Below are 19086 nucleotides of genomic sequence, written 5' to 3'. Positions count from 1 at the left end.
GCGGGGCGATCCGCAGGGGGACATTCGTCCACCACGGGCGGGGTGTCTAAAGACGCCCCGCGTCCAACAGACGTCGAAGGAACTTCTGGGTCTCGGGATGCTCAGGCGCGCCGAGCATCGCCTCCGCGCTGCCGCGCTCGACGATCGCGCCCTCGTGCAGGAAGCAGACCTCGTCGGCGACCTCGCGCGCGAAGCCCATCTCGTGGGTGGCGATCAGCATCGTCATCCCGCCGGCCTTCAGGTCGGCGACCAGGTGCAGGACCTCGCCGACCAACTCGGGATCCAGGGCGCTGGTGATCTCGTCCAGCAGCAGCGCCCGCGGCTGGGTGGCCAGCGCGCGGACGATCGCCACGCGCTGCTGCTGGCCGCCGCTGAGCCGGTCCGGGAAGTCCTGCTCGCGACCTTCCAGCCCGAAGCGCGCCAGCAGGTCGCGGGCGCGCTCGGTCGCCTCGCGCTTGGAGACGCCGTGCGCGCGCACCGGCGCCAGCACGACGTTGTCGAGGATGTTGAGGTGCGGGAACAGGTTGAAGGCCTGGAAGACCATCCCCAGGCGCTTGCGCACGCCCGGCGGCGAGACGCTCGGGTCGGTGATGACCTCGCCGTCCAGGAAGACGTCGCCGTCGTCGATCTCCTCCAGCAGGTCGATGCAGCGCAGCAGCGTCGACTTGCCAGAACCCGATGCGCCGATCAGCGCGACCGCCTGGTGCTCGGAGACGCTGAGGTCGATGCCGCGCAGGACCTCGCGCTCGCCGTAGGCCTTGGTGACGCCGCGGATCTCGAGGACCGGAGCGCCGGTGCTCACGCCGACACCTCCGCCACGCCGCGCACGCGCCGCTCCTTGTTCTGGAGGTGGTCAACCCAGCGCGTCATCGGGATCGTCACGCACAGGTACAGCAGCCCGGCGCCGACGATCGGCGTGAAGATGAAGTTCGACGACGCTTCGATCTGCGCGACGCGGAACGCCTCGATCGGTCCCAGGAACGAGACCAGCGCGACGTCCTTCTGTAGCGCGATGAAGTCGTTCAACAATGGTGGGATCACGCGGCGGATCGCCTGCGGCAGGATCACGTGGCGCATCGCCTGCGCGCGCGTCAGCCCCAGCGCCAGCGCGCCCGCGGTCTGCGACGGGTGCACCGAGGAGATCCCGGAGCGGAAGACCTCGGCGACGTAGCCGGAGTAGGCGAGCGTCAGGCCGATGCCGCCGAGCACGAGCGGGTCGGTCGGCAGGCCGTCGAGCGCCAGCGCCGGGACGCCGAAGCCGATCGTGTACACCAACAACACGACCGGCAGGCCGCGCATCACGTCGGTGAACACGGTCGTCACCAGCCGCAGCGGGAACAGCGCGGCGGCGCGCGTCGAGCGCACCAGCGCGATCGCCAGCGCCAGCACCAGCACGCAGACCTCGACCACCGCGAACAGCTTGATGTCGAGCCAGAAGCCCTTCAGGAGGTCGGGGAGCGCCTCCTTGAAGTCGTGCCAGCTCAGGAACGTCGTCTTGACGTCGTCCCAGCCCGGTGCGGTCACCACGAGGGCGATGACGACGGCGAAGAAGACGAGCGTGGAGACCGTGGCGATCAGCGCGCCGCGGCGGGCGCGCCGCCGCTTGGCGGCGGCGCGCTCCTGCTGACGGGTGAGACCGGTGGTGCTCAGGACAGCTCCGGCGCGCCGGCCGCCGTGCCCATCCACTGGTCTTCGATCTTCTTCAGCTCACCGGACTCGGAGAGCTTCTTGATGGCACCGCTGACGCACGAGGTCAGCTTGGAATCCTTCTCCAGCAGCGCGCCCCACTGGTCGCCGCCGGGCGCCTTGAACTGGCCAACGATCTTGGCGTTGTCGAGCTCCGCGGCGGTCAGGTAGAACGCGGTCGGCAGGTCGACGACGATCGCGTCGACGGCGCCGTTCTTCAGCGCGCGGACGGTGTCGTTGGAGTCGTTGAACACCTTCGGCTGCGTGGACGGCTGGATCGTGGCGGTGACCGCGTCCAGCGACGTGGTGCCGATCTGGACGCCGAGCTTCGCGCTCTTGAGGTCGGCCAGCGACGCGGCCTTCGACGCGTCGGCCTTGTTCAGCGCGACGACCGCCTGCGGAGCCGTGTAGTACGGGTCGGAGAAGTCGACGCGCTTCTGGCGCGCGGGCGTGATCGAGATCTGGTTGACGTCGAAGTCGAACTTCTTCTTGCCGGGCGCGTAGGACGAGTTGAACGGCACGACCGTCCACTTGACCTCGCTCTTGTCGAACCCGAGCTGCTGGGCGATCGCGTAGGCCACGGCGGACTCAAAGCCCTTGCCGTTGGTGGGATCGTCGTCCTCGAAGTACGGCGGGTAGGCCGGCTTGTCGGTGCCGATCGTCAGCGTGCCGCTGTTGATCAGCGACAGGTTGGCCTTGTCGCAGCTCGTGTCTGCCGCGGCGGTCGTCGAGGCGGCGGCCTGGGTGGAGGCGGCGGTGTTGGTGTCGTCGTCGCTGTCCCCGCACGCGGCGAGGAACAGGGCCGCGGGGATCAGGACCGTCGCCAGCAAGGGGCGAAGAGGCTTCATGGGGTGCGTGCTCCGTCTAGGTGGCTCTGCGTCGGCAAGGTCCGTTTGCCGATCGGGAATAACGGGCTTGACTGTACCGCGCAGACGGTTCAACACGCGGTCCAGGCCCGGCGGGAGGCGGCCGTCGGTCGACAGCCACGAGCCCGCGAGGATCAGCAGCAGGCCGGCGACGGCGCCCGTGCCCGGCCGCTCGCCGAGCGCCGCGACGCCCAGCGCGACCGCCACGATCGGCGAGATGTAGGTGATGACGGTCGCGCGGCCGGGACCGACCTCGCCGATCAGCTGGCCGAAGAGCACGAACGCGGCGGCGGTGCAGAAGAGGCCGAGGATGACGATCGAGGCCAGGGCGTCGGTCGACGGCGTGTGCGACGGCGGCGCGAGCAGCGCGGCCGGGGTGAGCAGGACCGCGGCCATCGACAGCGCGACGGCCATCAGTGCACGCGGGTCGATCCCCTTGAGGCGCAGGCTGATGATCATCGGCCCGGCCGCGTAGCCGACCGCGGCGCCCAAGATGCAGAGCGCGCCGATCAGCGCGTCAGAGGAACCGGAGACGTCGAGCCCGACGAGCGCGATCACGCCCGCAAAGCCGATCGCCAGACCGACCGCGCGACGGCCGGTCGCGCGCTCGGTCGGGTCGAAGCGGATCGCCAGCAGCGCGACGAGCATCGGCACGGCGGCGATCAGGATCGCGGCGAGGCTGGAGTCGACATGGCGCTCGCCCGCGGCGATCAGCGGGAACGGCCCGCAGATCTCGACGACCGCATAGAGCAGGAACCAGCGGCGCAGGGACGGGTCCAGCGCCTGCTTGAGGACGCCCGCGCGGTGGCTGAGGACGAGCAGCACCACCGCGGCCATCAGCACGCGCGCCCAGGCGAGGAAGACCGGCGGGACGCCGTCGTCGACCGCGACCTTGATGAACAGGTACGGGATGCCCCAGAGGGTGGCCACGGCGGCGAAGGCGGTCCAGGCGCGGGCGCTCATGCGTCGGACGCTACCGTCGATCCCATGGTGCGGTTGAGCGTCCTGGATCAATCCCCCGTCCGCGAAGGCGGCACGGGCTCGCAGGCCCTGCACGAGACGCTCGACCTCGCGCAGCTGGCCGACCGACTCGGCTACCACCGCTACTGGGTCGCCGAGCACCACGGCGGGCCGATGCTCGCCGGTCCGGCGCCCGAGGTCCTGATCGGGCCGATCGCGTCGGTCACGCGGCGGATCCGGGTCGGCAGCGGCGGCGTCATGCTCCCGCACTACTCGCCGTTGAAGGTCGCCGAGAGCTTCAGCGTCCTGGCGGGGCTGTTCCCGGAGCGGATCGACCTCGGCCTCGGCCGCGCGTCTGGCACCGACCCGCTGACGCAGTACGCGCTACAGCGCGACCGCCGCGACGCGGCGCCCGATGACTTCCCACAGCAGCTCGTCGAGCTGTTGGCGTACGTGAACGACACGTTCCCGGACGGGCACCGCTTCGCGCGGCTGGCGGAGCTCCCGGGCCGCCCGGAGACGCCAGAGCCATGGCTGCTGGGGTCCTCCCCGCAGTCGGCGATCTGGGCCGCCGAGCTCGGTATGCCGTACGCGTTCGCGGACTTCATCGCGCCCGGCGGCGAGACGATCGCCGCCGACTACCGCGCGCGCTTCCAGCCCTCCGAGCGCCACCGCTTCCCGACCACCGCGGTCGCCGCGTGGGTGATCGCCGCCGAGGACGAGGCCGAGGCGTGGCGGCTGGCCGCGTCGTCGCGCATGGCCTTCAAGATGCTCCGCCGCGGGCGGCTGATCGCGGTGCCGCCGGTCGAGAAGGCGCTGCGGTTCCTGGAGTCCGAAGGTGAAGTGGTCGGCGCGCCGCCGCCCGGGCGGCGCCTGATCGTGGGGCACATCGACAAGGTGCGCGCCCAGATCGAGGAGCTCGCCGGCGGTTACGGCGCCGAGGAGGTGATCGTCGTGACGATCACCCACGACCACGCGGCGCGGCGACGCTCCTACGAGTTGCTGGCTGAGGCGTTCGACTTGCCGGCCGCGTCGGAGCCGCCGCCCGACGTGGCAGCCTTGCCGGCCTGAGCTTCCGCCCCTCGTTCTCGCTGCACCGCTCCCCCACCGCCCGCGCCGCCGCGCGAGAGGCGATCCCGTTCGCCGCCGCCGGGTTCGTCGTGGCGATCTCGTTCGGGATCAGCGCGCAGGCGGCGGGCATCCCGGGCCTAGCGGCGATCGCGATGTCGGCGTTCGTCTACGCCGGCTCGGCGCAGTTCGCGGCGGTCGCGATCCTCGCCCAGGGCGGCTCGGTCGCCGCGGCGGTCCTCGCGGCCGCGCTGATGAACGCGCGCTACCTGGCGATGGGCGTCGCGATCGGCCCGTCGCTGAAGGGCGGCCGGACGCGGCGCGCGCTGGAGGGCCAGGCGGTCGTCGACGCGTCGTGGGCGCTGGCCAACCGCGGCGAGGGTCGCTTCGACCGCCACACGCTCTTCGGCTCCAGCGCCCCGCAGTACGTGACCTGGCTCGGCGGGACGGTGGTTGGCGTCCTGGCCGGCGGCATCCTGCCCCACCCCGAGAACCTCGGGATCGACGCGATCTTCCCCGCGTTCTTCCTGGCCTTGCTGCTTGGCGAGCTGAAGACCGCCGAGGCGGGCGCGGTCGCGATCGGCGGCGCGGCCGTGGCGCTCGTGGTGGGGCTGATGGCCCCGGCCGGGATCGGGATCCTCGCGGCCTCGGCGGTCGCGCTGATCGGGGCGGTGCGAGCGCGATGAGCTTCGCCGAGAAGGCGTGGCTGACCGTCGCGCTGCTGACGATCACGACGTTCGCGCTGCGCGCCTTCGGGCCGTTCTTCGTCGGCGCGCAGGAGTTCGGGCCGCGCACGGTGCGCGTGTTGTCGTTGTTGCCCGCGGCGCTATTGGCGGCTTTGGTCGTCACCGAGACCCTGATCCACGACGGCGACCTCGACGTTGACGCCCGCCTGGCGGGCGTCGCGTTCGCCGGCGTCCTGCTCTGGCGCGAGGTCTCCGTCGTGTGGGTGGTGATCGCGGCGGCCGCGGTCACCGCGCTGTTGCGCCTGGCGTTCTAGGCGGCTGGCGCGCCGGTGCCCTTCGCGGCTGCCTCCAGCGCGGCGACGTCGAGCTTGGTCATCGTGAACATCGCCTCCATCGCGCGGTTGACCGCGGCCGTGTCGTTGGAGGCAAAGAACTCGTCCATGCCCTTCGGGACGACCTGCCACGAGAGGCCGAACTTGTCCTTACACCAGCCGCACGGCTGCTCCGAGCCGCCGTCGGCCGTGAGCTTGGCCCAGTAGGCGTCGATCTCGGCCTGGTCCTCGCACTCGATCAGGAACGAGACGGTCTCGGTGAAGCCCGCGTGCGCGGGACCGCCGTTGATCGCGATGAACGGCTCACCGTCGAGCTCATAGGCCACGGTCAGCACGGACCCGGGCTCTCCCGGCCCGGCGTCCGTGTAGTGGCTGGTCGCCGTCACGCGGGAGTTCGGGAACACGGAGACGTAGAACTCCGCGGCCTCGGCGGCCTGGTTGTCGAACCAGAGGTTCGGGATGATCTTGGGCATGGTTCTATGACCGGTCCAGCGGGCAGGATTCATCGCACGATGCCCGATCAGCGTGGGAGTCACCGGGTCGAGGTGGCGCTGGAGGTCAGCCTCGGCCGCAAGGTCGGCAACGACGTGCACGCCCAGACCTGCGACCTCAGCGCCACCGGCGCCTGCATCACCTGCTCCCGTCCGCTGCGCATCGACGAGGAGGTCCGCTTCGACCTCACCCTCCCCGAGGGCCACTGCGGCGGCAAGGCCCGCGTCCTACGCCAACAGCGCCACGACACCTACGCCCTGCGCTTCGAGCACATGTCACCCGCGACCCAAGGCGCCCTAGACGCCTTCGTCGCCGCGGGTCGCACGCCGTCGAGGCCGATCTACCGGCTCTCGTCGTAGGCCTCAGACAGGCCGGCCGCGACGGCGCCGACCTCCTCGCGCAAGGTGCGGACGTCGGCGGCGATGCGCTGCTGGCTGGAGGCGTCGGTGGAGGCGGAGAGGCTGACGAGGGTGGCGCGGATGGTGTCGAGCTCGACGTTGAGGCGGTCGATCTCGTCGACGAAGCGCTCGAGTTGGGTCTCGACCTTGCGTTGGACGGCAAGTTGTTCGCGCAGGGCGGCGATGAGCTCGGTCTTGCCGGAGCCTTCCAGGCCGGCGATCCGCTGCTCGATCGCGTCGGGCGGCGACTCGCGGAGCACCTCGTACAACAACTGCGCGCGGGTGGCGGAGCCCTCAATGGTGGTCAACAGGCGGTCGACCTCGTCGCCGACCTCCGCGTAGGGCAGCTCGGCGCGCTCGATCGCGTCGCGGATCCGGCCGGCGGTCGTGCGCGCGGCGGTCACCGGTCGAGCGATCCCGGGCGCGAGCGTCGCCGGGTCCAGCCGCCTGGCGGTCTCCCCCGCCGTGGTGCGCCGCCGCGCGCGGCCTTCCTCACCGACGCGAGCGGCCTCGTCGGCGTTCATCAGCGTCACCCCGACCGCGACCGTGTAGACCACCGCCGCGACGAGCAGCGCGACCACGAACGGGGTCCCCACCGCCAGCCCGCCGGCGACGACCGCGACCAACACCACCAGGTTGAACGGCTTGGTCGCGGCGTTGACCGCGAGATCGACCGCGATCTGCTCGCGCGACGGAGGCTTCTCGGGGCTGCGTTCGGCCATGGCCTAGAAGAAGCTGGAGATCGACCGGTAGACCGACTCGATGTCGGAGGTCGTCCCCTCGTAGGACTTGCCGCCCGACGCCGCCGCGATCTTCGCCAGGACATCTGCGGCGCCGGCCGCGCCCGACGAGTAGGCGATGGTGAACACGCGCACGCGCCTCGACGAGTCGCCTTGGCCTTCGAGCTCCTGGACAACCTGGTCGGCGGTGCGCGACGAGTCGGTGTCCTCGCCGTCGGTCAGCAACACCACCGCGTTGATGCGGCTCTTGTCGGCGACCTTGGCGACCTGCTGCACCGCGGCCGACGTCACGTCGTAGATCCTGGTGCCGCCGTCGGCGTTGACGCCCGCGACGACCTGGCGAAGCTTGGCCCCATTGGCCGCCATCGACCCGATCGGCACCAGCGGCCGGATCTCGTCGGAGAACGTCGTCAGCCCGACGCGATCCTGCGACGCGACCTGCGCCAGGAACGCGGTCAGCCCCTGCTTGGCGCGCGCCAGCCGGTCCTCCTGGACCATCGAGCCCGACGTGTCGAGCACCAGCAGCACGTTGGCGGGCTTGCGGTCCGCGCGCCACGCCTCCTTGAGCTTGGCCAGCACGCGCGGCTCCGGCAGGCCGAGCACGCGCTTGGGCTGCTTGGGGTCGACGCCGTGCTCGGCGTCCAGCGGCGCCGCCAGCGTCTTGGCGTCAGAGCCGCCGTCGGTCGTCCCCGGTCGGAAGCCGTAGCGCCCGACGGACTCCGCGGTGAGCTTCTCCGCCAGGAACTTCTGAAACAGCTCCGAGCCCTGCTTCTGCTCGGGCGTCACCCACGCGGCGTTGAGCGTGATGTAGGGGTCGTCGCTGTAGAACGTGCCCTCGCGCGGGTAGATGCCGACGAGCCGGTCCTGCGTGCCGCGGTTCTTGTTGAAGTCGACCAGCGTGGCCTCCTCCATCGCGACCGCGGACGCGTAGCCCGGGCCCTCCTTGCGCAGCTGCTCCTCGATGAACAGCGTCGTGTCGCCGTAGTGGACGATCGACGACTCAATGGCCTTGACCTGGTCGCGCGCCTTGGCGATGTCGGCCTCGACCAACCCCTCCTTCTTGCCCGTGGCGGAGTAGTACTCCGCCACGACCGCCGACAGGCCCGCGGTCGAGAAGTCCGGGTTGGTGTGCACCAACTTGAAGTCGCCGAACTCCGGGTGGCCGAAGTCGCCCCAGCCGGCGCCGCTGCGAGCCAACTTGAGAATGTCGCTCCAGCCCAGCGCCTTCTTGGGCCAGCCGAGCGCCTTGGCCATCGGCTCCCACATCGCGATGACCAACGGCGTGCGCACCAGCGATGGGTTGTCGTCGGGCACGTACTTCAGGTCGGTCTCGTAGTTCAGGAGACGACCCCAGAGCGACGAGGCCGGCGACCACGCCACCGGCTTGGAGCGGCCCTTGGCGATCGCCAGCTCGCTGTCGCCGGACGCGACGTTCTGCCCGGAGACGAACACCGGCCGCCCGCCGACTTGCGCGCCGGAGCTGTTGAACTCCTTGATCAGCGGCTTGAGCAGGTCGTCCTTCTCAGGCGAGTAGGCGAAGCCGATCGCGACCGCGTTGGCCGGCGCCTGGGCGACCTCGGTCGCCGTCGTGGACGACGGGCCGGCGGAGGAGGTGCTCCCGCCCCCGTCGTCGTCGCCGCCCGAGGACGACAGCGCCGCCATCCCGCCGATCGCCACGATCGCCAGCGCGAGGATCAGCCAGCGCACGCCCTTCACGCGTCGTCTCCGACCACGTGCAGCTCCTCTTCCTCACCGATGACGACGACGTCGCCCGGGTGCAGCTGACGGCCGCGGCGGTCCTCGATCTCGCCGTTAACGGTCACGTCGACCTCCATCAGGAAGTCCTTGACCTCGCCGCCGCCGTCGACGACGTCGGCGAGCTTGAGCAGTTGGCCGAGGCGGATCATGCCGCCCCGGATCGGCACGTCGCGGGCGGTCATCGCGACGAGGACCGCCCGACCGCCTGCAGCACGACGAGCACGAGGACGGTGCCGAGCACCGCGCCGGGCAGGCCGCCGAGGTCGAGGATCTCGGCGTCGCCGATCCCCAGGGCCTCGGTGAAGACGAAATAGCCGACCAGCGACCCGACGAGGCCGATGGCCAGCGTCGGGAAGCAGCCAGACGGGCCAGGGCCGGGCGTCAGAGCCCGGCCGAGGTAGCCCGCGAACAGTCCGAGGATGACGGCGCCCAGCACGCGCGGAGCGTACCGAGCGCGGAGGCGGCCGGAGCCGCTCCGCGCGGTGCGCTAGCTAGCGGGCGTGGCGGCCCGACGTCGCGCCGCTGCCCTTGCGCGAACGCGAGCGGGTGCGCTTGCGCGCGCCCGTCGTACGCGGCGCGCCGCCGTGGGCCGGCGGCTTGGCCCCGCCGCGCTCGCTTCGCAGCAGGCCCGACTGGCCGAACTGGTCGAGGATCCCCAGCTGGGAGGCCATCTTCTGGACGTCGCCGGCCTGCTCGGCGCCGACGAACGTGACGCCCTCGCCAGTGCGCCCGGCGCGGCCGGTGCGGCCGACGCGGTGCGTGTAGGTGTCGCCGTCCTCCGGCGGATCGAAGTTGATGACGTGCGAGATGTCGCGGACGTCGATGCCGCGGGCGGCGACGTCGGTGGCGACGAGCGTGTCGACCTCACCGCGCTCGAACTGGTCCAGGGCGCGCTCGCGCTGGCGCTGGGACTTGTCGCCGTGCATCGCGACGGCCTTGACGCCCTCGCGCAACAGGCGCTTGACCAGGCGGTCGGCGCCGTGCTTGGTGCGGACGAAGACCAGCGCGAGGTCGCGGTCGGACTTCAGCTCGCGGACCAGCAGCGTGAGGCGGTCGTCGCGCTCGACGGCGACGAAGCGGTGCTCGATCGCGGCGAGGCGGTCGACGTCCGGCTCGATCGCGTGCTCGGCGGGGTTGGTCGTGTACTCGCGGGCGATCTGACCGGCGGTGCCGTCCAGCGTCGCGGACAGGAAGACCGTCTGGCGCTCGCGCGGGCACTTGGCGACGATCCGGTCGACGGCCGGGCGGAAGCCCATGTCGAGCATCCGGTCGGCCTCGTCCAGCACGAGGAAGTTGACGTTGTTGAGCTTCAGCTTGCCGCGCTGCAGGAGGTCCTCCAGGCGGCCGGGCGTCGCGACGACGATGTGCGAGTTGACGGCCTCGCGCTCCTGCTTGCTGATGCCGACGCCGCCGTAGACCGTGGTGACCTTCAGCGCGCGGGCGTGGGCCAGCGGGTAGAGCTCGTCGACGATCTGCGAGGCGAGCTCGCGCGTCGGCGCCAGCACGAGGGCCGACGGACGGCCGTAGCCGTTGGCGTCGAGGCGGTCGAGCATCGGGACGCCGAAGGCCAGCGTCTTGCCCGAGCCGGTCGGCGACTTCGCGAGGACGTCGCGGCCCTCGAGGATGTCGCCGATGATCAGGTTCTGGATCGCGAACGGCTCGGTGAAGCCACGCTTCTCCAGGGCCGCGGACACGGCCTTGGACACGCCGAGATCGGCGAAGGTCTTAGAAGACATATGGGGGAACTCCAGTGCGGCATGTGCCGCGGACGATTCGGGAGACTGCTGACCCGAACCGCCTCGATCTGGCGGGACCCAAGTAGCTGCCTCGCGTAGGACATCGGTGTTCTACGCCCTGTGCAGGCTAGCAGCGTCTTCGACGGGACATCTGGCACGGACTTGTCACACGACGACGACCGGGCCGGTTAGGTTCGCTCACGTGTCGAGCGTCACAAGGGCGCTCGTGGGTCAAATGCAGGAGGAGAGGAACATGTCGTACATCTTCACGGCGCGCGAAAGCGTGCGCCGGTACGGGGTTGTGGTTGCGATCGCGGTGCTCGGCGCGCTGGCGTTGCATGGAGGCGGCGTTGCGCGCGCGGACGGACCCGGGGTCGGAACCCCTTACGTCGCCAGCGTCGGCGACTCCTACATCTCGGGTGAGGCCGGCCGCTGGGCCGGCAACTCCAATCAGGACTCATCGTGGATCGACGCGCTCGGGTCCACCGCCTACTACGACAACGCGTCCAACACGGCCGAGCAGATCAGCGGTTGTCACCGGTCCAAGGCGGCCGAGGTCTTCATCGGCGGCGGCGTCAACGGCGTGAACCTCGCGTGCAGCGGCGCGAAGACGTCGACGTCGGACGGCGACAGCTTCAAGCCCGGCCTGGACTTCTACTCCAGCGGCACCAAGCAGGGTCAGGCGCTCGCGCTGCAGCAGTTCGCCGCGTCGCACAACGTGAAGATGATCTCGCTGTCGATCGGCGGCAACAACTTCAACTTCGCCTCGATCGTGCAGTCCTGCGTGGTCGACTGGCTGACGTCGCCGACGTGGTGGAAGGACTACTGCAACGACGACTCCTCGGTGACCGCCAACTTCACCTCGGCGAACATCGCGGCGCAGACGACGGCGATCAAGAACGCGATCCTGAACATCCGCCAGGCGATGCTCAACGCGGGTTATGCCGACAGCGCCTACAAGATCGTCGTGCAGGACTACGAGTCGCCGGTGCCGCCCGGCTCGGGCTTCCGCTACGGCGAGTCCGGCTACACGCGCCAGAACACCGGCGGCTGCGGGTTCTGGAACAACGACGCCAACTGGGCCAACGCCACCGCGCTGCCGACCATCAACAACGCGGTCAAGAACGCGGCCACCGCCACCGGCCTGTCCAACATCAAGATCCTCGAGCTGCAGTCGGCCTTCAACGGCCGCCGCCTGTGCGAGAACACGGTCGGGCTGTTGGAGGAGAAGGGCCTGACGTCCTGGACGCAGGCCGGCGCCGTCGACAAGTCCGAGTGGGTCAACCAGATCCGCACGGTCTCGACGGTCTTCGGCCCCTACCAGGTGCAGGAGTCGCTGCACCCCAACTACTGGGGCGAGCTGGCGCTTCGCAACTGCGTGCGCCAGGCCTACAACGGCGGCACGCCGAAGGGCGGCACCTGCACGATCTCCGGCACCGGGCTCACGAGCGCGGGCGAGCCGAAGATGGCGTTGCAGTAGGACCTCGCCTGACGATCATCCATCCGGTGCGGTGTGAGATCCGCGCCGGATGGGTAGTCGACCGGCGGGCGCCGGGGAGGTGCCCGTGTCCAGGCCAGGGAAGACAGGGGTCCCTTCATGAAGTCCATCGTTTCGCGCGTCGTGCTCGTCACCGCCGCCATCGGGTCGTCGTTCGCGCTCGCCGGCGCCTCCGCGCAGGCCGCGCCCGCGTTCCACTGCGAGGCCTCGCCGTTGCGGGCCACCATCTTGGGCTCGACGCCGATCGAGCCCGTCGTCCAGGGCCGCGACGGCGCCTGCGCGACCGGCGAGGCGATCCCCACGGTCAGCCTGCCGTCGTTGTTGAACGCCTCGGTCCTCACCGCGCGGACCGCCTACGACGGCGCCGCCGCCACGGGCGCGGCGACCGGCGGCCTGGCCGGCGTCGAGATCGCGCCGTCGCCCGAGATCCTCGCCATGGCCCGCCAGCAGGTCGTCGACGCGATCAACGCGCTGCCGCTGGCGCCGATCACGATCCCCGGCCTGCCCGCGCTGCCGATCCCGGGGCTGCCGCAGGTCACCGGCGTCACGATCGACCTCAAGCAGACGCTGCTGAACCTGATCCCGTCCTCGATCCCGTCGCTGCTGAGCGCCGACGTGCTGACCTCCAACGCGTCGGTCACCTGCCAGGCGGGCGTTCCGACGCTGGCCGGCAACAGCACGATCACCGGCCTGAAGGTCCTCGGCCAGGACCTCGGCGTCGACGGGGTCGTCAGCACGGTCCTGCCGCTGCTGGACAGCCGCTCGATCTCGCTGGCGAGCCTCGACGTGTCCCAGTTGGCGATCTACGACCAGACCGGCGTGACGCCGATCCTGTTCACGCTGCTGGACCCGATCCTCGCGCAGGTGCGGACCGCGCTCTCCGCGATCCCGCCGATCGAGATCCCGGCCGCGCTGGCGCAGGTGACGGTCACGCCCAGGGAGCAGACGATCGCCGGCGGCACGCTGACCCAACGCGCGCTGCGCGCCTTCATCTCGCTTGGCGGCCAGCCGATCCTCGACGCGACGATCGGCGAGGCCAAAGCCGGCGCGGCGTCTGACGCGTGCGTGACGACGCGCACCACGACGACGACCAAGACCACCACCTCGACGGTGGCGGGCCAGGGCAGCGTCTCCGACCAGCTGCTGGCCTGCAGCGATCGCAAGCTGATCCTCGTCGACGTGCTCAAGCAGGACGGCAAGGTCAAGCTGATCGGCGCGGCCAACCGCGACTACGTCGGCAAGAAGGTGGCGATCCGGCTTCGCCGCGGCGACAAGGTCGTGGCCCACGCCGTCGTCAAGAAGGACGGGTCCTTCGAGACGACCGCGCCGCTGCCGCCCGCCGCGGTCATGGCCTCGCACAAGGAGTCCAACACGCTGCGCTACCGGGCCGAGATCGGCAAGGAGCTGTCGCTGCCGCTCAAGCTCCAGCGCCGGTTGACGGTGTCCACGCTGAAGCAGTCCTCCGACGGCAAGACCGTGAAGATCACCGGCCGCGTCATCGGGCCGCTGACCACGCCGGTCTCCGACGTGCGCGTCGTGCGCCGCGTCTCGTGCCGCAAGGTCGTGCTCGTCAAGCGCTTCAAGCCGAACGCCAACGGCACGTTCTCGGTCTCGGTCCCGGCGCCCAAGGGCCAGAGCGCGGCGGTCTACCGGCTCGCCACCAGCGTCCGCGAGAAGGCCTCCAACCCGCGCAGCTACCCGACGTTCACGCTGCCGCGCGGCGTCGCCTTGAACACGCGGTAGCCACACCCTGAGCCGCGGTCGGCACGGGTACCATCCGGCGCCCGTGCCGACCGCCGAAGTGCCAGAAGACCCGCCGACCGTGCGCGAGCGCGACCTTCTGCGCCGGCTCGCGGGCGGAACCGCCGGGTACGTCGGGGACGCGTTCCTGCGGGCGATGGTGCGGCACCTGGCGGCCGCGTTCGGCGCCGAGCTGGCGTTCATTGGCGAGCACCTGCCCGCGCCCGCTGAAGGTCGCGTCCGCGTGCTCGCGCGCTGGCAGAACGGCGTCGAGATGGACGAGGGCTACGAGTTCGACATCGACGACACGATGCCGTGCGCGGTCGTCGTGCGCGACGGGCTGCTCGTGCTGCCCGCAGGGACGACCGACCTCTACCCCGACGACCGCTACGTCCGCGACTTCGGGCTGGACTCCTACCTCGGCGTCTCGCTCCCGGGCGCCGGCGACGAGCAGGTCGGCTACGTGGCGCTGATGTCCTCGCAGCCGATCGAGCCTGACGGCGACGAGCTCGCGGTGCTGCGGATCTTCGCGGCGCGCGCGGGCGCTGAGATCGAGCGCCGCCGCCACGCGACCGCGCTGCGCGCCCGCGACGCCGAGGTCGCCGCCGCGCGCGCCCGCGTCCTGGACGCCGCCGACGGCGAGCGTCAGCGGATCGGCCGTGACCTGCACGACGGCGCGCAGCAGCGGATCGTCGCGCTCGGCCATCTCATAGGCATTGCGCGGCGCAAGCTCGGCGACGACCTCGACCCGGTCGCGTTGGAGCTGCTGGAGCGCGCGCAGGAGGAGGCCAAGCTCGCCACCGACGAGCTGCGCGAGCTGGCCCGTGGCCTGCACCCCGCCGGGCTGACCGAGAAGGGCCTGGGCTCCGCGCTGGAGGCGCTGGCGGCGCGGTCGCCGATCCCGTTGCACATCGACGTGCTCCCGGACCGGCGCCTGCCCGCGCCGGTCGAGCTGACCGCGTTCTACCTCGCGTCTGAAGGCCTGACCAACGCGGTCAAGCACGCGCAGGCCGACTGCGCGCGGGTGAGCGCAACGAGCCTGCTCGGCGAGGCCGTGATCACGCTCTCCGACGACGGCCGCGGCGGCGCCGACGCGCCCGGGGTCGACGGCAGCGGCCTGGCCGGGTTGCGCGACCGCGTCGCCGCGCTCGGCGGCGAGTTGTCGGTGGACTCGCCCCTAGGCAAGGGCACCACGTTGAAGGCCGTGATCCCACTGGCACCGTGGCGCAGCGCGCACGAGCCGTTCCTGGAGTTCGGGCACCCGGACGACGGCGGCCGTGGCGAGCGCAACATCCAGGCCGTGATCGGCGGGAGCAAGACGCTGTCGGTGACGCTCGCGCGCGAGTGGGAGCTCGAGGGCGGCGCGCCGCGCGTCGGTCAGCGGCTGCCGGTGATGGACCACCTCGGGCGCCGTCGCGCGACCGTCGAGGTCACGGGCGTGGCGTCGGTGCCGTTCATGGACATCAACGACGACTGGCTCGATCCCGACGACGTCGGCGGCACCGACCTGGAGTCGTGGCGGTCAGACCGGCGCAGCTTCTACGCGACGATCCGCGACGAGCTCGCGCTGCTGTTCGGCGAGCCGGGCTGGCAGTTCACCGACGAGGAGCCGATGCAGCTGCTCTGGTACAAGGCCGTCGCAGACGCGCGCGACGAGCCTGCTGCCTAGATCTTGGTGTCCATCTCCGCGAACGTCTCCTCGATGACTTCGAGGCGCGTGTGGAGCTTGCGCATCGTGCGCGGCTCGACCACGGTGAACATCGCGCGGCGGCCAGCGGCTGAACGGCTGACGATGACGACGCGCTCGCCGGTTTCGAAGGCGGCGCGGTTCAGACGGCTCGCGTGGTCCGACGCCGGACCGATCGTCGCGTAGACCATCGGCGCGAGATGCACTTCGCCGGCCAAGTCGATGACGATGACCACGAAGGACGGATTGCCCGCGGACTCGAGCTCGAGACGAGCCTGGTTGATGATGCGGACGTAGTCGAGGTCAACGGCGGAAGACATGGGGACGTCCCGTAGATCGACCGCCACGCCCCGGCCCCGCAGTGTGGATGCCCGTGTTCGGACGTCCGTCCACCGCGGCGCCGGGGCGCTCAGGAGTGTGACGTTGCGGTCGAGAGCGCGTCCGTTAGGACGAGCGGCGACGCGGGCCGCCGCGCTTGACCGGCGCCCACTTGGTGCCCTTGGCCAGCGTCTCGACGGACTCGAGCTTGAGGCTGCGAGCAGCACCGAGGTCCTTGCGCAGGCGCTGCAGCGCCAGGCGGACCAGGTCGCTCTGCGTCAGCTTCGTCTTGCCAGCAGCCGTCTCGAGCCAGTTGATCTCGTCGGCGCCGATCAGGTAAGACCGCTGCTTCAAGCCGCTGGGGCGTTCCGTAGCCATGGTTGGCCTCCTCGTATTGGTTTGCACTGCGTCGCGCGGGACCTTCGCCGCGCGCGAAGCAAATCCTTGCCTATAAGTCGTCTCTAGTGCAAGTAGTAGCCGCAAGATCTTGTGCTTGAACGTTGTCGAGTCTTCCGCTCGACAAGGACCGTTGCTCGTGCAACGATTGGTGGCGATGTCCTCCCCCACGGTCTCCCTCACCCATTTCAGCGATCCCCACTGCCCCTGGGCGTACTCCGCGTCGCCCGCGCACGCGGTGCTGCGCTGGCGCTTCGGCGCCCAGCTCGACTGGCGCCTCGTGCTGATCGGCCTCTCCGAAAGCCCCGACCGCTATGTGAAGAGCGGTTACACGCCTACGCGCAGCGCTCAGGGCTTCCGCACGTTCGGACGGCGCTTCGGCATGCCGTTCGGCGGCCAGCCGCGCGAGCGCGTCACCGGAACGGGCACCGCCTGCCGCCTGGTGGTCGCGGCGCGCCTGCGTCACGGCGCGGACGCCGAGTTCGCCGTGTTCCGCGCGTTGCAGCTCGCGCAGTTCACCACCACCCTGCTGCTCGACGACCCGGAGGACCTCGTCGCGGTCTTGGAGCAGCGCCCGATCGCGGGGATCGACGCGGCCGCGCTGGTGGCGGCGATCGGCGATGACGACGTCGAGGCCGCCTACCAGGCCGACCGCGCGGAGTCGCGCACCGCGGCCGGCACGCCGACCGAGGCCCAGGGCCGCGAGGCCAACACCGACGGCGCCGTCCGCTACACCGCGCCGTCGATCATCTTCCGCACCACCGAGGGCGCGAGCCTGGAGGTCGGCGGCTTCCAGCCGGTCGAGGCCTATGACACGGCGTTGGCGAACTTGGACGTGTCCTTGACCCGACGCCCGGCGGCCGAGGATCCCGTCGACGTCCTGAACGCCCTCCCCTACGCGCCCGTCACCCGCGAGGTCGCCGCGTGCATGACCACCAACCTGGGCGAACTGGACGAGGAGGCGGCCGAGCGCGCCCTCATCGAGGCGGCCGCCGCAGGCCGCGTGCGTCGCGAGGCGGTCGGGACGTCGGCCCTCTGGCACCTGGTCTAAGCACCAGGACACCACCGAGCGCGACGAGTCCGAGCAGCGAGAGGACGGCGCCCGCGGTCACCGGCCATGGATGGCGTGCGGCGGCGCTGACCTGCGTGGCGCCGTCGTCGACGCGCAGGACCGCGGTGCCGTCGGGGCTGCGGCCGACGATCGTGGCGCCGTCGAGATCGATCAGCGTCGGCGCGGCGACGAGGTTGCTGGCGCGCTCGGTGCCGCCGCTGCCCGGCCCGACCGCGACCGGCGCGGTCGGGTCGCGCGGGTCGAAGCGGATCGGCGCGCCGCCGGGATCCTGGGCGAGCGGGACGTCGGCCTCGGCGTAGTCGGCGGAGCCCTGAACGGGCTTGGGCGAGATGTAGGGGATGCTCGCGCGCTGGTAGGACGGGCCGACGTCGGGGTTGATGCTGGGCGTCGCCTGCTGGCGGCCCTGGGCCAGCGAGATCAACACGATCGGCAAGAGCGCCCAGGCCCAGCGGCGGTTCCCGGTGGTCAGGACGAGCCCGGCGATGATCGCGCCGCCGAGCGCGAGCTGGATGTAAGCCTCGAGGCGATAGCCGAGCTGGAGCAGCCCCCACGGCGACGGCAGCGCGAGCAGCAGGCTCAGGCTCCCGGCGACGACGCTGAGGACGGCGATCAGCGCCAGCAGCGCGAGCGCGACGCGAAACCACGGCGAGCGGTGGCGGGCACGCGCGAGGACGAGGCTGACGAGCACCCAGGCGATCGCCAGCAGCGGCAGCGCGCAGACGTAGTACGGGACGGTGTCGTCGACCGTGCCGCGCGAGAGGGTCAGCAGGCGGCCGGGCTGCACCATGAACATCGTGTCGCGCAGCGACTGGTCGGCGACCGCTCGGTCCGAGCCGATGACCGTGTTCGAGCTGTAGGCCATGACCGGCAGCAAGAACCAGGCGTTGACCAGCGTCGCGGGAACCATCACGGACGCCAGCCGCAGGATCGCGTCGCGCGTGAACGCCCGCCGCACGTCCGGCGCCAGCAGCAACACCGCCGCGCCGACGACCAACAGCATCGTGGTCCCCCACGCCAGCGACAGGTTGTGGCTGCCCGTGAAGAGGATCGTCGCGCCTGCCAGCGCGAGCGCCGGGCCGGTCCGCCACTCCCCCGCGCTGACCAACGCCCAGGCGGAGGCGACCAGCAGCGGCAGCGCCGAGACCGCCGTGACCTCCAGCCACCCGCCGCCGTAGACGGTGGCGACGTAATAGGCCGAGCTGACCAGCAGCACCGCCGGCGCGTGCGCGGCCCACGGTCCGGCGCCAGCCTGACGGGCGAGCCAGGACAGCCCGCCGTACCCGCAGGCGAACGCGAGCGCGAAGAGCAGCACGAGCGCGGTCGTCGCCGAGCCCGTGAGCAGCGCCAGCAGCCCACCCAAGGCGTACATGTTGCCCGCGTAGTAGGCAAAGTGCGGGTCGAACACGCTCGCGGCGTTGTGCGCGTACAGCGAAGGGAGGATCCCGTGTCGCAGGGCCTGTCCCTGGTGGTCGATGTACCAGGCGTGGGCGAACCAATCGATCCCGAGGATCCCGCGATCGAAGGCCATCGGGCCGAGCAGCAACGCCACCACGATGACCGGCACGACCGCCCGCGCGACCGCGTCCGCCGTGTCGCTCCACACCCGCGGCCGCCGTTCGACACTCGCCCGCACCGCCATGCGAGCGGATCATG

The 19086-nt window shown here is 71.1% G+C and carries 20 protein-coding genes; 8 read left to right on the top strand and 12 right to left on the bottom strand.

Annotated elements, in window-relative coordinates:
* Nucleotides 1–46 precede the first annotated feature (46 nt).
* The 3 genes from ACT01A_RS00815 to ACT01A_RS00805 are packed head-to-tail and all read right to left on the bottom strand — an operon-like array spanning nucleotide 47 to nucleotide 3515.
* Nucleotides 47–802 (bottom strand): amino acid ABC transporter ATP-binding protein, encoded by a 756-nt coding sequence (locus ACT01A_RS00815; RefSeq protein WP_445150337.1) that lies wholly within the window; start codon nucleotides 800–802, stop codon nucleotides 47–49.
* The gene (locus ACT01A_RS00810) at nucleotides 799–1686 is read right to left on the bottom strand and encodes an amino acid ABC transporter permease (RefSeq protein WP_445150336.1); all 888 of its coding nucleotides are present in this window, start codon (nucleotides 1684–1686) and stop codon (nucleotides 799–801) included. The genes ACT01A_RS00815 and ACT01A_RS00810 overlap by 4 nt, the downstream gene beginning before the upstream one ends.
* Nucleotides 1647–3515, bottom strand: coding sequence for an EamA family transporter (locus tag ACT01A_RS00805; RefSeq protein WP_445150335.1), 1869 nt, complete (start codon nucleotides 3513–3515; stop codon nucleotides 1647–1649). Before ACT01A_RS00805 ends, ACT01A_RS00810 begins: the two co-directional genes overlap by 40 nt.
* 24 nt (nucleotides 3516–3539) lie before the next feature.
* Here ACT01A_RS00805 and ACT01A_RS00800 point away from each other — a divergent pair, with 24 nt between their 5' ends.
* The 3 genes from ACT01A_RS00800 (at nucleotide 3540) to ACT01A_RS00790 (ending at nucleotide 5580) form a co-directional block, all read left to right on the top strand.
* Nucleotides 3540–4583 (top strand): LLM class flavin-dependent oxidoreductase, encoded by a 1044-nt coding sequence (locus ACT01A_RS00800; RefSeq protein ID WP_445150334.1) that lies wholly within the window; start codon nucleotides 3540–3542, stop codon nucleotides 4581–4583.
* An 89-nt stretch (nucleotides 4584–4672) separates the two neighbouring features.
* Entirely contained in the window at nucleotides 4673–5266 is a 594-nt protein-coding gene (locus ACT01A_RS00795) for an AzlC family ABC transporter permease (protein ID WP_445150333.1), read from the top strand.
* Nucleotides 5263–5580 carry an AzlD domain-containing protein gene (locus ACT01A_RS00790; RefSeq protein ID WP_445150332.1) on the top strand — a complete coding sequence of 106 codons (318 nt, stop codon included), beginning with the start codon at nucleotides 5263–5265 and terminating at the stop codon, nucleotides 5578–5580. The genes ACT01A_RS00795 and ACT01A_RS00790 overlap by 4 nt, the downstream gene beginning before the upstream one ends.
* Here ACT01A_RS00790 and ACT01A_RS00785 read toward each other — a convergent pair.
* A complete protein-coding gene (locus tag ACT01A_RS00785; protein WP_445150331.1) occupies nucleotides 5577–6071 on the bottom strand; it encodes a VOC family protein in 495 nt (164 codons plus the stop codon). The genes ACT01A_RS00790 and ACT01A_RS00785 overlap by 4 nt on opposite strands.
* A gap of 39 nt (nucleotides 6072–6110) precedes the next feature.
* Here ACT01A_RS00785 and ACT01A_RS00780 point away from each other — a divergent pair, with 39 nt between their 5' ends.
* Complete coding sequence (locus tag ACT01A_RS00780; protein ID WP_445150330.1) at nucleotides 6111–6449, top strand: PilZ domain-containing protein; 339 nt, start codon at nucleotides 6111–6113, stop codon at nucleotides 6447–6449.
* Here ACT01A_RS00780 and ACT01A_RS00775 read toward each other — a convergent pair.
* Genes ACT01A_RS00775 through ACT01A_RS00755 form a run of 5 tightly spaced genes read right to left on the bottom strand, consistent with a single transcriptional unit; the run spans nucleotide 6431 to nucleotide 10722 of the window.
* A complete protein-coding gene (locus tag ACT01A_RS00775; protein ID WP_445150329.1) occupies nucleotides 6431–7210 on the bottom strand; it encodes a hypothetical protein in 780 nt (259 codons plus the stop codon). The genes ACT01A_RS00780 and ACT01A_RS00775 overlap by 19 nt on opposite strands.
* A gap of 3 nt (nucleotides 7211–7213) precedes the next feature.
* Entirely contained in the window at nucleotides 7214–8944 is a 1731-nt protein-coding gene (locus ACT01A_RS00770; RefSeq protein ID WP_445150328.1) for a VWA domain-containing protein, read from the bottom strand.
* Nucleotides 8941–9168 (bottom strand): RNA-binding S4 domain-containing protein, encoded by a 228-nt coding sequence (locus ACT01A_RS00765; RefSeq protein WP_445150327.1) that lies wholly within the window; start codon nucleotides 9166–9168, stop codon nucleotides 8941–8943. The genes ACT01A_RS00770 and ACT01A_RS00765 overlap by 4 nt, the downstream gene beginning before the upstream one ends.
* The gene (locus ACT01A_RS00760) at nucleotides 9165–9422 is read right to left on the bottom strand and encodes a GlsB/YeaQ/YmgE family stress response membrane protein (RefSeq protein WP_445150326.1); all 258 of its coding nucleotides are present in this window, start codon (nucleotides 9420–9422) and stop codon (nucleotides 9165–9167) included. Before ACT01A_RS00760 ends, ACT01A_RS00765 begins: the two co-directional genes overlap by 4 nt.
* A 55-nt stretch (nucleotides 9423–9477) precedes the next feature.
* Nucleotides 9478–10722, bottom strand: coding sequence for a DEAD/DEAH box helicase (locus ACT01A_RS00755; RefSeq protein ID WP_445150325.1), 1245 nt, complete (start codon nucleotides 10720–10722; stop codon nucleotides 9478–9480).
* A 253-nt stretch (nucleotides 10723–10975) separates the two neighbouring features.
* On the opposite strand from ACT01A_RS00755, the gene ACT01A_RS00750 reads away from it, so the two are divergent.
* From ACT01A_RS00750 to ACT01A_RS00740, 3 genes are all read left to right on the top strand, one after another.
* Nucleotides 10976–12202: a hypothetical protein gene (locus ACT01A_RS00750; RefSeq protein WP_445150324.1), complete on the top strand. Its 1227-nt coding sequence runs from the start codon at nucleotides 10976–10978 to the stop codon at nucleotides 12200–12202.
* Nucleotides 12203–12319: 117 nt separating this feature from the next.
* Nucleotides 12320–13963 (top strand): hypothetical protein, encoded by a 1644-nt coding sequence (locus tag ACT01A_RS00745; RefSeq protein ID WP_445150323.1) that lies wholly within the window; start codon nucleotides 12320–12322, stop codon nucleotides 13961–13963.
* Between the two features lie 43 nt (nucleotides 13964–14006).
* Entirely contained in the window at nucleotides 14007–15629 is a 1623-nt protein-coding gene (locus tag ACT01A_RS00740; protein WP_445150322.1) for a histidine kinase, read from the top strand.
* Here the strand turns inward: ACT01A_RS00740 and ACT01A_RS00735 are convergent.
* Together ACT01A_RS00735 and ACT01A_RS00730 are read right to left on the bottom strand one after the other, a co-directional pair.
* Nucleotides 15626–15967, bottom strand: a complete 342-nt coding sequence (locus ACT01A_RS00735; RefSeq protein WP_445150321.1) for a hypothetical protein — start codon at nucleotides 15965–15967, stop codon at nucleotides 15626–15628. The genes ACT01A_RS00740 and ACT01A_RS00735 overlap by 4 nt on opposite strands.
* 124 nt (nucleotides 15968–16091) lie before the next feature.
* Nucleotides 16092–16343 (bottom strand): hypothetical protein, encoded by a 252-nt coding sequence (locus tag ACT01A_RS00730; RefSeq protein ID WP_445150320.1) that lies wholly within the window; start codon nucleotides 16341–16343, stop codon nucleotides 16092–16094.
* 175 nt (nucleotides 16344–16518) lie between these two features.
* Between ACT01A_RS00730 and ACT01A_RS00725 the strand changes: the two genes are divergently transcribed.
* Nucleotides 16519–17412 (top strand): DsbA family protein, encoded by an 894-nt coding sequence (locus ACT01A_RS00725; RefSeq protein WP_445150319.1) that lies wholly within the window; start codon nucleotides 16519–16521, stop codon nucleotides 17410–17412.
* Here ACT01A_RS00725 and ACT01A_RS00720 read toward each other — a convergent pair.
* A complete protein-coding gene (locus ACT01A_RS00720) occupies nucleotides 17339–19066 on the bottom strand; it encodes a hypothetical protein (protein WP_445150318.1) in 1728 nt (575 codons plus the stop codon). The genes ACT01A_RS00725 and ACT01A_RS00720 overlap by 74 nt on opposite strands.
* Between the last annotated feature and the right edge of the window lie 20 nt (nucleotides 19067–19086).

This window comes from Baekduia sp. Peel2402 (genome assembly GCF_052567285.1).
This window is presented reverse-complemented; position numbering and strand designations above follow the sequence as displayed.